Origin of the sequence: Micromonospora sp. NPDC048898 (assembly GCF_043198035.1) — a bacterium.
In the GTDB taxonomy this organism is placed as follows: domain Bacteria; phylum Actinomycetota; class Actinomycetes; order Mycobacteriales; family Micromonosporaceae; genus Micromonospora.
Map to the genome: position 1 here is coordinate 290,380 of NZ_JBICUF010000009.1, position 13,977 is coordinate 304,356.

The 13,977-nt window shown below is 69.2% G+C and carries 11 protein-coding genes and 1 pseudogene; 8 read left to right on the forward strand and 4 right to left on the reverse strand.

The features are described from left to right. Positions 1–284 precede the first annotated feature (284 nt). The 6 genes from ACGFIQ_RS23685 to polA all read left to right on the forward strand — a co-directional run bounded on the left by ACGFIQ_RS23685 (position 285) and on the right by polA (position 8,129). Positions 285–1,436 (forward strand): branched-chain amino acid ABC transporter substrate-binding protein, encoded by a 1,152-nt coding sequence (locus ACGFIQ_RS23685; RefSeq protein ID WP_393246921.1) that lies wholly within the window; start codon positions 285–287, stop codon positions 1,434–1,436. Between the two features lie 66 nt (positions 1,437–1,502). After that, positions 1,503–2,486 carry a branched-chain amino acid ABC transporter permease gene (locus tag ACGFIQ_RS23690; protein ID WP_393246923.1) on the forward strand — a complete coding sequence of 328 codons (984 nt, stop codon included), beginning with the start codon at positions 1,503–1,505 and terminating at the stop codon, positions 2,484–2,486. Then, positions 2,483–3,640 (forward strand): branched-chain amino acid ABC transporter permease, encoded by a 1,158-nt coding sequence (locus tag ACGFIQ_RS23695; protein ID WP_393246925.1) that lies wholly within the window; start codon positions 2,483–2,485, stop codon positions 3,638–3,640. Before ACGFIQ_RS23690 ends, ACGFIQ_RS23695 begins: the two co-directional genes overlap by 4 nt. 28 nt (positions 3,641–3,668) lie before the next feature. Then, a complete protein-coding gene (locus ACGFIQ_RS23700) occupies positions 3,669–4,574 on the forward strand; it encodes an ABC transporter ATP-binding protein (protein ID WP_393246999.1) in 906 nt (301 codons plus the stop codon). Next, positions 4,561–5,274, forward strand: coding sequence for an ABC transporter ATP-binding protein (locus ACGFIQ_RS23705; protein ID WP_393246927.1), 714 nt, complete (start codon positions 4,561–4,563; stop codon positions 5,272–5,274). The genes ACGFIQ_RS23700 and ACGFIQ_RS23705 overlap by 14 nt, the downstream gene beginning before the upstream one ends. Positions 5,275–5,429: 155 nt before the next feature. Next, on the forward strand, positions 5,430–8,129 hold the full coding sequence (gene polA, locus ACGFIQ_RS23710; RefSeq protein WP_393246929.1) for a DNA polymerase I: 2,700 nt from the start codon (positions 5,430–5,432) through the stop codon (positions 8,127–8,129). 263 nt (positions 8,130–8,392) lie between these two features. On the opposite strand, the pseudogene ACGFIQ_RS23715 reads toward polA, so the two are convergent. The 4 genes and pseudogenes from ACGFIQ_RS23715 to ACGFIQ_RS23730 all read right to left on the reverse strand — a co-directional run. Further along, positions 8,393–8,740, reverse strand: a pseudogene (locus ACGFIQ_RS23715) (DUF3140 domain-containing protein); the annotation flags it as partial. After that, the gene (locus ACGFIQ_RS23720; RefSeq protein WP_393246931.1) at positions 8,727–8,945 is read right to left on the reverse strand and encodes a DUF2945 domain-containing protein; all 219 of its coding nucleotides are present in this window, start codon (positions 8,943–8,945) and stop codon (positions 8,727–8,729) included. The gene ACGFIQ_RS23720 and the pseudogene ACGFIQ_RS23715, both read right to left, overlap by 14 nt. A 52-nt stretch (positions 8,946–8,997) precedes the next feature. Next, positions 8,998–9,600: a Uma2 family endonuclease gene (locus ACGFIQ_RS23725; RefSeq protein ID WP_393246933.1), complete on the reverse strand. Its 603-nt coding sequence runs from the start codon at positions 9,598–9,600 to the stop codon at positions 8,998–9,000. Positions 9,601–9,656: 56 nt separating this feature from the next. Next, a complete protein-coding gene (locus ACGFIQ_RS23730; RefSeq protein ID WP_393246935.1) occupies positions 9,657–10,463 on the reverse strand; it encodes a class I SAM-dependent methyltransferase in 807 nt (268 codons plus the stop codon). Between the two features lie 478 nt (positions 10,464–10,941). Between ACGFIQ_RS23730 and rpsA the strand changes: the two genes are divergently transcribed. Both rpsA and coaE read left to right on the forward strand, forming a co-directional pair. Next, entirely contained in the window at positions 10,942–12,453 is a 1,512-nt protein-coding gene (gene rpsA / locus ACGFIQ_RS23735) for a 30S ribosomal protein S1 (protein WP_393246937.1), read from the forward strand. Between the two features lie 340 nt (positions 12,454–12,793). After that, positions 12,794–13,975: a dephospho-CoA kinase gene (gene coaE / locus ACGFIQ_RS23740; RefSeq protein ID WP_393246940.1), complete on the forward strand. Its 1,182-nt coding sequence runs from the start codon at positions 12,794–12,796 to the stop codon at positions 13,973–13,975. The last annotated feature ends 2 nt before the right edge of the window (positions 13,976–13,977 follow it).

The window sequence follows — 13,977 nt, forward strand, 5'->3', positions numbered from 1 at the left end:
TTGTGGTGGCCTCCGTGAGCGTGACCGGAGGCTGCCCCGACCCGGGCCTAAGGACCAACTGGCGGATTCGCCTGTTACGGGCATCGACATGATTGCCCACGTCTTCGTAACGGTTTCGCAGACCCCGCCTTCAGGCCTTCCGGGACGGTATGTCGTGTCGGTACGCTCCGCCATCACGAGCCGTAACGCAGGGGGAGTCCCTGCGGGGTGGGTGGAATTGCGGTCTGCTGCTGTCGCCGTCGCAACGGGTCAGTCGCGTCCGCATCTGGAGGAGGTCAGTAGCCGTGAGGCGAAGCTATGTACGGGCGCTGGGTACCGTTGCGCTCGCCGCGACCCTGGTGGTCGCGGCTGGTTGCCAGGATTCCGGTGGTGGCGACGATAAGGCCGCGTCCGGTAGTTGCGGTGGCAAGATCGCGATCTTCGGCGCGTTCACGGGTGACAACGCGGGTCTGGTGATCCCGTCGCTCAACGGCGCGGAGCTCGCCCTGGAGCAGTTCAACGCGGCCAACCCGAACTGCAAGGTCACCATGCAGCGGTTCGACACCCAGGGTGACCCTGCGGTGGCGACCCCGTTCGCGAACCAGATCGCGGGGGACAACTCGTTCCTCGGTGTCATCGGTGGTCACTTCTCCGGTGAGTCGGACGCGACGATGCCGATCTACCAGGCCGCTGGCCTGGCGATGGTCAGCCCGTCGGCGACCCGGACGGACCTGACCCAGAAGGGCAACAAGTCCTTCTACCGTGTGGTCGGCAACGACGGCACGCAGGCCAGCGCGGTGGCGAGCTACCTGAAGACGCAGAACGCGCAGAAGGTCTTCCTCGTCGATGACGCCAGCGCGTACGGCGCGGGCATCACCGAGGAGCTGGGCAAGCAGCTCGGCCCGCTGGCCGTGAACAAGGACAAGATCCAGGAGCGGCAGGCGCAGTTCGACGCCACCATCTCCAAGATCAAGGCCGCGCAGGCGGACTTCGTCTTCTACGGCGGTTACACCCGTGAGGCCGCTCCGCTGGTGAAGCAGATGCGTGCCGCCGGTGTCCAGGCCAAGTTCGTCGGCCCGGACGGTCTGTACGACCCGGCGTTCCCGGCGGGTGCCTCCGGCGGTGCCGAGGGCGCGATCATCACCTGCCCGTGCCTCCCGGCTGACAAGGCCGGCGGCACCTTCTCGGGCGACTACCAGAAGAAGTACGGCATCCCGCCGGGCTCCTACGGTGCCGAGGGCTTCGACGGCGCGACGATCTTCCTGGACGCCTTCAAGGCTGGCAAGAAGACCCGGGCCGAGATCCTGGAGTTCGTCAAGGCGTACGACAAGCAGGGCGTGTCGAAGTACATCAAGTTCGACGCCAACGGTGACGTGGACAAGGCGAAGGTCGTCATCTGGGCCTACCAGATCAAGGGCACTGCCATCGAGGCGCTGCAGGAGCTCAAGCTCAGCTGACGCCCACGCAATGGAGTGCGGCCGGGGTGTTTCACCCCGGCCGCACTCGATTCAAGGAGACCCCCGGTGCATTTCGATGAACTGATCGGCCATCTCGGCCAGCACACGGTCGACGGCCTGTCCAAGGGCGCCATCTACGCCCTGATCGCCCTTGGCTACACCCTCGTCTACGGCGTCCTTCGTCTGATCAACTTTGCGCACTCCGAGGTGTTCATGGTCGGTACCTTCGCGGTGCTGATCCTGTGGACCCAGCTCGGGGTGCAAAATAACCCGCCTATCGGCCAGGCGATCCTGTTCCTGGTGCTCGGTCTGATCGTCGCGGCGGTCGCCTCGGGCGGCACCGCTCTCGCGCTCGAACGGATCGCGTACCGGCCGTTGCGGCGCAAGAACGCGCCGCCGCTGATCTTCCTGATCACCGCGATCGGTCTGTCGCTGGTCTTCGTGGAACTCTTCGGGCAGGTGCTGCCGAAGCTGCTCGGCAGCGCGTTGCCGGAGGCGTTCGGTCGGCCTCGGCAGATCGTCGGTATGCCGACGATCATCCAGCAGGAGACCCTGTTCACCATCGGCAACACGGCCATCACGAACATCCAGCTGATCGTCTTCGTCGCGGCGGTGGCGATGATGGCCCTGCTGGACTGGTTCATCAACCGCACCCGCTACGGCCGGGGTGTGCGAGCGGTGGCCCAGAACCCGGAGACCGCCGCGCTGATGGGCGTCAACCAGGAACGCGTGATCATGCTGATCTTCGTGCTGGGTGGCATCATGGCCGGCGCCGCCGCGCTGTTGTGGAGCATGCGGTTCGGCTTCACGCAGAACAGCATCGGCTTCGTGCTGGGTCTGAAGGCGTTCACCGCCGCGGTGCTCGGCGGCATCGGCAACCTGCGCGGCGCGCTGCTGGGTGGCCTCTTCCTCGGCATCGTCGAGGTGTACGGCGCCACGCTCTTCGCGTCCAACTGGGAGGACGTCATCGCCTTCGTGGTCCTGATCGTGGTGCTGATGTTCCGGCCCACCGGCCTGTTGGGTGAGTCGCTCGGGAGGGCCCGCGCATGATCGACAAGATTCGCTCCGCAGACCGTCGCCGGGTCGGCGTGCTGACCTCGGTCGGCGACCGCTGGCGGGCGCTGCCGAAGTGGCAGCAGGCAATCGGCCTGGCCGCCTTCGTGGCGATCCTCTACTACCTGCCGCTGCTCGGCGTCCCGGGTCTGACCTGGTTGCGTACCGACTCGATCGAGGGCGGCAACAACTGGGCGGGCGTGCTCTTCGTCTGCGCCATCTACGTGCTCGTCGCGATCGGGCTGAACGTGGTGGTCGGCCTCGCCGGCCTGCTCGACCTGGGCTACATCGGCTTCTTCGCCATCGGGGCGTACAGCGTGGCGCTGTTCGGTTCGGTGAACTCGCCGGTGGTCAAGTGGATCCAGCAGGAGTTCAACCTGCCGCCGACCTGGGCGGTGACCTGGGCGATCTGCCTGTTCATCGCGATCGTGCTGACGATGATCTCCGGGGTGCTGCTGGGCTGGCCGACGCTGCGGTTGCGTGGTGACTACCTGGCCATCGTGACGCTGGGCTTCGGCGAGATCATCCGGATCGTGGCCCGCAACGCCACCGGGCTGACCAACGGCCCGGTCGGTATCTCGGCCATCCCCGGTCCGGAGGGTGCGCCGTCGGCGGACAACAAGGTCTTCGGTCTGATCGACGCGAAGCCCTGGTACTGGTTGGCGATCACCTTCGTGCTGGTCATGGTGTTCCTGGTTCGTCGGCTGGAGCACAGCAGGGTCGGCCGGGCGTGGTTGGCCGTCCGCGAGGACGAGGACGCCGCCGCGGTGATGGGTGTGTACCCGTTCAAGTTCAAGCTCTGGGCGTTCGCCATCGGTGCGGCGCTCGGCGGCCTGTCCGGCTTCCTGTTCGGCAGCCGGAACGCGTTCATCGACCCGACCCAGTTCAACGCGAACCTGTCCATCCTGTTCGTCGCCATGGTCGTGGTCGGTGGTTCCGGCAACATGATCGGCGTCTCGCTCGGCGCGGTGCTGCTGGCGTACCTGCCGGAGCGGTTCCGCGACTTCGCCGACTACCGGTGGCTGGTCTTCGGCCTGGCCATGGTCCTGGTGATGATCCTGCGTCCGCAGGGCCTGGTCCCGAGTCGGCGGCGTGCCCGCGAGTTGAAAGACCGCGCGGCAGAGGCAGAGGAGGTGCCCGCTCGTGTCTGATCCGACCACCAGCACCGCGACGCCGAAGATCCCGACTCAGGCGGGGCCTCGGTCGGTGCTGCTCGAAGTCGACGACGTCACGCTCCGCTTCGGCGGCGTGGTCGCCCTCGACAAGATCAATTTCCAGATCTACGAGGGCGAGATCCTCGGCCTCATCGGGCCGAACGGCGCCGGCAAGACCACCAGCTTCAACGTGATGACCGGGGTCTACAAGCCGACCTCGGGGGCGGTCCGGTTCCGCGGTCAGCGCGTGACCGGCCGCAAACCGCACCAGATCAGCCAGTTGGGCATCTCCCGGACGTTCCAGAACATCCGGCTCTTCCCGGAGATGACCGCCCTCGAGAACGTGATGGTCGGCACCGACTCCCGGCACAAGACGAGCGTGCCCGGGGCGCTGTTCCGGCTCTACCGGGTGCGTCCGAAGCCGGAGGAGTTGCCGCAGGTCACCGCCGCGTCCGGGATCGTCCGGAGCTGGCAGCAGGTGCGCCTGTCGGCGGCGAAGATCTTCGGTCTGTCCCGGCACGTCCTGGAGGAGCGGGCGGCCGAGGCCAAGGCGCTCGAGTTGTTGCGTTTCGTCGGGATCGCCGATCGGGCCAACGACGAGGCGCGCAACCTGCCGTACGGCTACCAGCGCCGCCTGGAGATCGCCCGCGCGTTGGCCACCGAGCCGAAGCTGATCTGCCTGGACGAGCCGGCCGCCGGCTTCAACCCGGCGGAGAAGGAGGAGCTCCTCACCCTGATTCGCCAGATCCGTGACATGGGCCTGACCGTCCTGCTCATCGAGCACGACATGCGGCTGGTCATGGGTGTGACCGACCGGATCGTGGTGCTGGAGTTCGGCCGCAAGATCGCCGAGGGTGCGCCCGCGGAGGTCAGCCGCGATCCGAAGGTGATCGCCGCGTACCTGGGGGAGCCCGCCGATGACGCTGCTTGAGCTGGAGAACGTCGCCGTCGCGTACGGCCGGATCGAGGCGCTGCACGGGATCAACCTCACCGTCAACGAGGGTGAGGTGGTGGCCCTGATCGGCGCGAACGGCGCCGGGAAGACCACCACCATGCGGGCCATCTCCGGGACCAGGTCACTGGCCGAGGGGAAGATCACGTTCAACGGCGAGGACATCAGCAAGCTCCGGGCCGACCTGCGGGTGGTCCGGGGGCTGTGTCAGTCGCCCGAGGGACGGCAGATCTTCCCGGGTATGACGGTCATGGAGAACCTGGACATGGGGGCGTACACCCGGCGGGACTCCGCCGGCATCGCCGCCGACCTGGACCGGGTGTTGACCCTCTTCCCGCGGCTGGCCGAGCGGCGCAAGCAGGCCGGTGGCACCCTCTCCGGCGGTGAGCAGCAGATGCTCGCGGTCGGGCGGGCGCTGATGAGCCGACCGAAGCTGCTGCTGCTCGACGAGCCGTCGATGGGTCTGGCCCCGTTGGTGATCCGGCAGATCTTCGACATCATCACGGAGATCAACCAGCAGGGCATGACGATCCTGCTCGTGGAACAGAACGCCCAGCAGGCGTTGTCGCGGGCACACCGCGGCTACGTGCTGGAGACCGGTCAGATCGTGAAGGAGGGGTCCGGTCAGGACCTGCTGCACGATCCGTCGGTCAAGGAGGCGTACCTCGGCGTGGCCTGAGCCATCCGAGCGGCGGCCGGTCGTCCCCTGCGGGGGGTGGCCGGCCGTCGGCGTTCGGGCCGGCGGCCGTCTTCGCGTCGGGTCACCCGTTTTCGCATCGGGTCACCCGGTGCCGCCGGCCAGGGATGTCGGTGTGACGGGCTAGAGTCGCTGCCGTGACAGCTACGACGCCGCGCCTGCTCCTCGTCGACGGACATTCCCTGGCATACCGGGCTTTCTTCGCCCTGCCTGTGGAAAACTTCTCCACCACGACGGGTCAGCCGACCAACGCGGTGTACGGCTTCACCTCGATGCTGATCAACGTGCTGCGTGACGAGCAGCCCACCCACATCGTCGTGGCCTTCGACGTCTCCCGCCGGTCCTTCCGCACCGAAAAGTACGCGGAGTACAAGGCCGGCCGCAGCGAGACCCCGACCGACTTCAAGGGCCAGGTCAGCCTGGTCAAGGAGGTCCTGGCCGCGCTCCAGATCCCGGTGGTGGAGATGGAGGGCTACGAGGCCGACGACGTCATCGCCACGCTCGCCTGCCAGGCCCGCGACCAGGGCATGTCGGTGCTCATCAGCAGCGGCGACCGCGACGCGTTCCAGCTGGTCGACGACCAGATCACCGTCCTCTACCCGCGCAAGGGCGTCTCCGACCTGGCCCGGATGGACCCGGCGGCGATCGAGGCGAAGTACGGCGTCGGCCCCCAGCAGTACCGGGACCTCGCCGCGCTGGTCGGCGAGACCAGTGACAACCTGCCCGGCATCCCCGGCGTCGGCCCGAAGACCGCGGCCAAATGGATCACCACGTACGGCGGGGTGGAGGGCGTGATCGCCCGCGCCGACGAGATCAAGGGCAAGGCCGGCGACAGTCTGCGGGAGCGGCTCGCCGACGTGATCCGCAACTACGAGATCAACAGGCTCGTCTCCGACCTGGAGCTGCCGCTGCGCCCGGAGGACACCCGCTGGGCCGGCTGGGACCGGGAGGCGGTGCACCAGGTCTTCGACACCCTGGAGTTCCGCATCCTGCGCGACCGTCTCTACCAATACCTGGAGGCGGTCGAGCCGGAGGCCGAGTCCGGCTTCGACCTCACCGGCGAGGTGCTCACCGAGCCGGGCGCGCTCGCGGGGTGGCTGACCGCGCACGCCCCGACCGGCACCCCGGTCGGGTTGGCGGTCAAGCTCGACACCGGTCCCAACCGCCGGCACACCGCCGCCATCCTCGGGTTGGCGCTGGCCACCGCCGGCGGTGCGGCGGCCTGGGTCGACCCCACGCGGCTCGACGCCACCGACGAGGGCGCCCTGGCCGGCTGGTTGGCCGACGCGCAGCGACCCAAGGTGCTGCACGACAGCAAACCGGCCGTGCTGGCCTGCGCCGCGCACGGCTGGCAGCTCGCCGGCATCGTCCGCGACACCCAGATCGCCGCGTACCTGGCCCGCCCCGACCAGCGGTCCTACGACCTGACCGACCTGGCGCTGCGCTACCTGCACCGGGAGCTGCGGGTGGACGTCCCGGAGTCCGGTCAGCTCACCCTCGACGGGCTCGGCGACGAGGGCGTGGCCGAGCAGAACCTGATGCTCCAGGCCCGGGCCACCCTCGACCTGGCCGACGCGATCGACGCCGAGCTGTCCCGCGACGGCGAGCAGTCCGCCCGCCTGATGGCCGGCGTGGAGCTGCCGCTGATGCGGGTGCTGGCCGGCATGGAGAGCACCGGCATCGCCGCCGACACGCACTACCTGTCCGAGTTGGAGGCGCACTTCGCCGCGGAGGTGAAGGCCGCCGCGCAGGGCGCGTACGAGGCGGTGGGTCGGGAGTTCAACCTCGGCTCGCCCAAGCAGTTGCAGGAGATCCTCTTCACCGAGCTGGGCCTGCCCAAGACCAAGAAGATCAAGACGGGCTACACCACCGACGCCGACGCCCTGCAGTGGCTCTATGCGCAGCAGCCGCACCCGGTGCTGGCCCACCTGCTGCGCCACCGGGACGTGGCCAAGCTCAAGTCGACAGTCGACGGGCTACTCAAGTCGGTCTCCGACGACGGCCGGATCCACACCACCTTCAACCAGACGGTGGCGGCCACCGGTCGGCTCTCCTCCACCGAGCCCAACCTGCAGAACATCCCGATCCGCACCGAGGAGGGCCGGCGGATCCGGCGCGCCTTCGTGGTGGGTGAGGGGTACGAGTGCCTGCTCACCGCCGACTACAGCCAGATCGAGATGCGCATCATGGCGCACCTGTCCTCGGACGACGCGCTGATCGAGGCGTTCAACTCCGGCGCCGACTTCCACGCCGCCACCGCCTCGTCGGTCTTCGGGGTGCCACTGGAGGAGGTCAGCGCCGACCAGCGCCGCAAGATCAAGGCCATGAACTACGGCCTGGCGTACGGACTGAGCGCGTTCGGCCTGTCCCAGCAGCTCAACATCAGCACCGAAGAGGCGCGCGGGCTGATGGAAAACTACTTCGCCGGCTTCGGCGGGGTGCGCGACTACCTGCACCAGGTCGTCGCCAAGGCCCGCCAGGACGGCTACACCTCCACCATCCTGGGTCGCCGTCGCTACCTGCCCGACCTGGTCAGCGACAACCGGCAACGCCGCGACATCGCCGAACGGATGGCCCTCAACGCCCCGATCCAGGGCTCCGCCGCCGACATCATCAAGGTGGCGATGCTGCACGTCGACACCGCGCTGGGCGAGGCCGGGCTGCGCTCGCGGATGCTGTTGCAGGTGCACGACGAGCTGGTCTTCGAGGTCGCCCCCAGTGAGCGGGAGGCGCTGGAGGCACTGGTCCGGCGGGAGATGGGCGAGGCGTACCCGCTGTCGGTGCCGTTGTCGGTGTCGGTCGGCGACGGGCTCGACTGGAACAGCGCTGATCACTGATTGTTGGTTGCGGTGTGGGGGTTCCGGGGCAGCCCGACCCACTCCGGGCGGTCAGGCTTGATCCCTGCGTGGGTCGGGCTGCCCCGGAACCCCTGACCGGGTCGCCCTGGTCGCGGCCCGCCCGGCGGGCACCGAACTGTCCGGCGCTGGCCCGGCCTACGTCGTACCAAGATCTGCGCAACTTCGGGAAAAGTGCTGGGTCGTGTCGTTGTGAGGCACCAACTTCACCGAAGTTGCGCGGATCTTGCGCGAAGCACCGGCTACTTCGTCGGGTCGTGGCCCCAGTTCATGAGGGACCAGCGCCACCTCGTGTCGCGAACGTTGCCGGAGGGGCGCTGCGCCATGTGCCGGCGTACGTACCCGACGACCTTGCGCATGTGTTTGTAGTCGCCCTCGGACAGATCGCCACGTTTGCGCCGGAGCAGGTTGATGATCTTCCGGCCGGATTCGTGTCCGACGGACTCGCCGCCACCGGAGCGACCGCCCTTGTGCCAGCCAACCTGCTTCGACTCGTCGGTCTCCAGCCAGGTGGACAGCTCGCCGGGCTTCATGTTCACCGCCTCGGTGAACTCCCGGTAGGTGTCCCGGCCCTGGTCGTCAGCCTTGCTCATGACGCAGCGCCTCGGGTCGGTGGGCCACGTCGCGGCCCGTTCCGTCACTGCGAACCCGGTACTGCGGGTCGTCGGGGGCCGCGTTCACGGCCCGTCCGCGGATCCGCGTCCGCTCGGTGATCGTCTCCTGCACCACGCCGTACGCGCGGCTGCCGTGGGCCGACCAGGAAACCTGGTCGCCCGCGCGGAATCGCTGTTCGGCCATGCTCCTCGGCTACCCGACAGCGGTGCGGCGAAACGGCAGGTCCGGGGACGCGCTACGGGGTGATCTCGGCGATCGGCAGCTTGATGTCGAACGGCTCGACCAGCTCGATCACGTCGGCGCCGTCGGCGACCAGCTCGTACTGTCGCTCACCGCCGGGGCCCACCCGGTCGCCGATCCGGTACGCGTAGACGTGCACCGGATCCTGCTCGATGCGCCAGTAGAACGGGATGCCGGCGGCGGCGTACTCGCCGGGCTTCGCGAACCTGTCGATCCGTCGCGTCCCGGGCGAGACGATCTCCACGGCGAGGAGCACGTCCGCCGGACGGAGCAAGGACCGGTCGGACGGCACCTCGGCTCGGCACAGCAGGACGTCCGGTTGTCGGCTGGTGTTGAAGCTGAGCCCGACTCCGACGGCCTGAGCGATGCGAAGGTGAGCCGGCACACGCGAGTGCAGCCACATGCGCAGGAGAAATGAGATGTCTTGATGGCCCAGGGTGGGGGAGGGTGTCACCTGGATAACTCCGTCGACGAGTTCGACGCGGGGGGCGTCGTCCGGCAGGGTGAGCAGGTCCTCCAGCGTGTAGTCGGCACGCTGCTGCCGCATCGGGTCCGGACACCAGGGGCCAGGTGATGTCGGGATGGGCTCGGCGCTCATGGGACGAGCCTACCGGCGATCGATGCGACGCAGGGCGGACTACGGGTGCGACGCGCTCACTCCGCGGGCTTCTCGGTGACGAAGATGGCGGTGCCGGGGAAGAGCCGACCGCGCAACGGGCTCCACTGCCCCCAGATGCCCTCGTGCCCCTGCGGCCATTCCGGCTCCACCAGGTCCAGCAGCCGGAAGCCGGCACCGACCAGCTCCCGGATCCGGTCGCCGAGGGTGCGGTGCTGCTCGACGTACGTGGCGACGCCGGCCTCGTCCTGCTCGACGTAGGGGGAGCGGTCGAAGTACGAGTGCACGGCGGTGAGCCCGCCCTCGCCGGGGTCGTCGAGAAAGATCCACCGCATCGGGTGGGTCACCGAGAACACCCACCGGCCGCCGGGGCGCAGCACCCGGTGCACCTCGGCGAGCAGCGCCGCCGAGTCGTCCACGAACGGAATCGCGCCGAAGGCGGTGCAGGCGAGGTCGAACGACCGGTCGGCGAACGGCAGGGCGAGCGCGTCGGCCTGCACCAGCGGTACGCGTACCCCGGTGCGGTCGGCGGCCTTGGCGGCGTGCCGCAACATGCCGGCGGACAGGTCGAAGGCGACCGGCCGGGCACCCTGGGTGGCCAACCAGCGGGCGGCGGAGGCCGCGCCGCAGCCGACCTCCAGCACCTGGCGACCGGGTAGGTCGCCGAGCAGCCGGGCATCGGCCTCGCGCAGGCCCTCCGGGCACCAGACGAAGTCCACGTCGCCGAGGAACGCGCCGTGCTCAGCCTGGTAGTCGTCGGCGTCGGTGTCCCACCAGCGGCGGTTGGCCCGCCGGGCCTCGGCGTCACCCACCCGGCGCCGGGTGACCCGGCTGTCGTCATCCACGCGCTCACGCTAGGCCCCATCCGCCAGGTTGGGTGCGGCGGCGCGTCCACGATCCGCGCGGCTTCGCGCGTGCCGCTGCCTGATCGACTCGGTTTCGGTGACGTCGCGGTGTCCAGCCGGGTGGGACACGCCGATTCTCAGGAAACCGAGTCGATCAGGCGGGGCGGAGGGCGACGCTGGGGCTACTGTGACGCACGAGACAGCAGAGGTGCTTTCCGGGCGATTGTTCGTCTTTCGCAGGTCGTCACACGGAGAGAAGCCGGGAGGGCTTGCACGCTGTGGTAATGCGCACGGTAGGCTAGACGATGCGCTCGCGGATCGCGTTGCCTCGGCAGGGAGCAGGTGCGCGGTCGACGGAGCCACATCATGATCTCACTAGGCGATCGTTCGGTGTGCCCGGCGACGGATCCGCTGGCGCGAACAGGTCACTGCGACACCAGCCTGCTGTGACAACCCACCGACCGGAGCAACCGCCCACATGACGAGCAGCATCGAGGCCCCCTCGAGCGCCACCCGGGTCACCCACGACGATCTCGGTTCCGAGGAGGCATTCCTCGCCGCGATCGACGAGACCATCAAGTACTTCAACGACGGCGACATTGTCGAAGGCACCGTCGTCAAGGTCGATCGGGACGAGGTCCTGCTCGACATCGGCTACAAGACCGAGGGCGTCATCCCCTCTCGTGAGTTGTCGATCAAGCACGACGTGGACCCCGCCGAGGTTGTGACGGTTGGCGACCACATCGAGGCCCTTGTCCTCCAGAAGGAGGACAAGGAGGGTCGTCTGATCCTCTCCAAGAAGCGGGCACAGTACGAGCGGGCCTGGGGCACGATCGAGAAGATCAAGGACGAGGACGGCGTCGTTCGCGGTTCGGTCATCGAGGTGGTCAAGGGCGGCCTCATCCTCGACATCGGGCTGCGCGGCTTCCTGCCCGCGTCCCTGGTCGAGATGCGTCGTGTGCGTGACCTGCAGCCGTACGTCGGGCGGGAGCTCGAAGCCAAGATCATCGAGCTGGACAAGAACCGCAACAACGTGGTTCTGTCCCGCCGGGCCTGGCTGGAGCAGACGCAGTCCGAGGTGCGCACCGAGTTCCTCAACAAGCTGCAGAAGGGCCAGGTCCGCAAGGGCGTCGTGTCCTCGATCGTCAACTTCGGCGCGTTCGTGGACCTCGGCGGCGTCGACGGTCTGGTGCACGTCTCCGAGCTGTCCTGGAAGCACATCGACCACCCGTCCGAGGTCGTCGAGGTGGGCCAGGAGGTCGAGGTCGAGGTCCTGGACGTCGACCTGGACCGCGAGCGGGTCTCGTTGTCGCTGAAGGCGACCCAGGAGGACCCGTGGCGGCAGTTCGCCCGCACCCACGCGATCCAGCAGATCGTGCCGGGTAAGGTCACCAAGCTGGTTCCGTTCGGTGCGTTCGTCCGCGTGGACGACGGCATCGAGGGCCTGGTCCACATCTCCGAGCTGGCCGAGCGCCACGTGGAGATCCCGGAGCAGGTCGTCCAGGTCGGTTCCGAGGTCATGGTCAAGGTCATCGACATCGACCTGGAGCGCCGCCGGATCTCGCTGTCGCTCAAGCAGGCCAACGAGGGCTTCGTCGAGGGCGAGGAGCACTTCGACCCGACCCTCTACGGCATGGCCGCGACGTACGACACCGAGGGCAACTACATCTACCCCGAGGGCTTCGACCCGGAGACGGGCGAGTGGCTCGAGGGGTACGACAAGCAGCGCGAGACCTGGGAGAACCAGTACGCCGAGGCTCGTCAGCGCTGGGAGGCCCACACCAAGCAGGTGCAGACCTCTCGGGCCGCCGACGCCGAGGCCGCTGCCAACCCGACTCCGGTCGTCCCGGCCGCTGCCGGCACCGGTGGCGGTGGCACCACCTCTTCGTCCAGCCCGGCGCCGAGCCGGCAGGCCGAGGAGCCGGCCGGCACGCTGGCCACCGACGAGGCGCTCGCCGCTCTGCGGGAGAAGCTCGCCGGCGGCAAGTGACCCGCTGAACGTCTGAACGACGACGGGCCCCGCCCCCGCGCGATCTCCGGATCGCCGGGGGCGGGGCCTTCGCCGTACCCGGACGTGCCGGGCGATGGTGTCCTCCGGGGCTGGCGCTTGTCGACAAGATCGTGCTCGATCCAGGATGTAGGGGCCTCCCGGACCTTGCATACCACTACATCCTGGATCGAGCACGATCTTCCGGGCCGGGCCGGGCCGGGGGCCGGGCCGGGGGCCGGGGGCCGGGGTCCGGGGGCGGATCGGAAGGTGAGTGGGGTGGGACCTCGCCGAGCCGGCGGTGGGTTTGGCGGCGGGGCTCGTGATCCGGTTGACTGGTCGGGTGCTGAGAGTGGGGTTGACCGGCGGGATCGGGTCGGGCAAGAGCGCGGTGGCGGCACGGCTCGTCGAGCGGGGCGCGGTGCTCATCGACGCCGACCAGGTGGCCCGCGAGGTCGTCGCCCCCGGCAGCGCTGGGCTGGCCGAGATCGTTGCCGCCTTCTCCGACACGGTGCTGGATGCCGATGGCGCCCTGGACCGTGCCGCGCTGGGCACGGTGGTGTTCGCCGACGAGACCGCCCGCCGTCGGCTGGAGTCGATCACCCACCCCCGGGTGCGGGCCCGCACCGCGGAGTTGGCCGCCGCGGCACCACCCGACGCGATCGTCGTCAACGACGTACCGCTGCTGGTGGAGGTGGGTCTCGCGCCCACGTACCACCTGGTGGTCGTGGTGCAGACGGCCGTGACGACCCGACTGGAACGGCTGGTGCGCGACCGGGGGATGGGTCGCGCGGAGGCCGAGCGGCGGATCGCCGCCCAGACCGACGACGCGCGTCGCCGCGCGGCCGCCGACGTGGTGCTCGGCAACGACGGGAGCCTGGCGGCGTTGCACGACGCCGTCGACGCGCTCTGGTCGCAGCGGCTGCTGCCCTACGAGGACAACCTGCGTCAGCGGCGGGTGGTCCCGCCGGGTGGCGGCGACCCGGTGGAGTCCGACGCGAGCTGGCCCGAGCAGTACGCACGGCTGGCCGCCCGAATCCGGCACACGCTGGCCTCGGACGCCCTGCGGATCGACCACATCGGCTCGACCGCGGTGCCCGGCCTCACCGCCCAGGACGTCATCGACGTGCAGGTGGCCGTGCCCAGCCTCGTCGACGCCGACGGGGCGCTGGCTGACCGGCTGGCGAACGCCGGGTTCCCGCGGGTGCCGGGGCAGTGGTGGGACGATCCGCGCCCGGCCGGCCGTGGTCGGTGGGAGAAGCGCCTGCACGGCAGCGCGGACCCGGCTCGTCCGGTGCGCCTGCACGTGCGGTTGGAGGGGTCGCCGGGCTGGCGGTACGCGTTGCTGATGCGCGACCACCTGCGGGCCGACCCGGATCACCGGGCCGCGTACCTGCAGCTCAAGCGGGAGCTGGTCGATGCGGCTCCAGCCGCCAGCGACTCCGGCACGGCGCGCGACCCGTGGTTCGACGAGGAGTACCTGCGGGCCGAGCAGTGGGCCGCGCAGACCGGCTGGCGGCCCTGAGG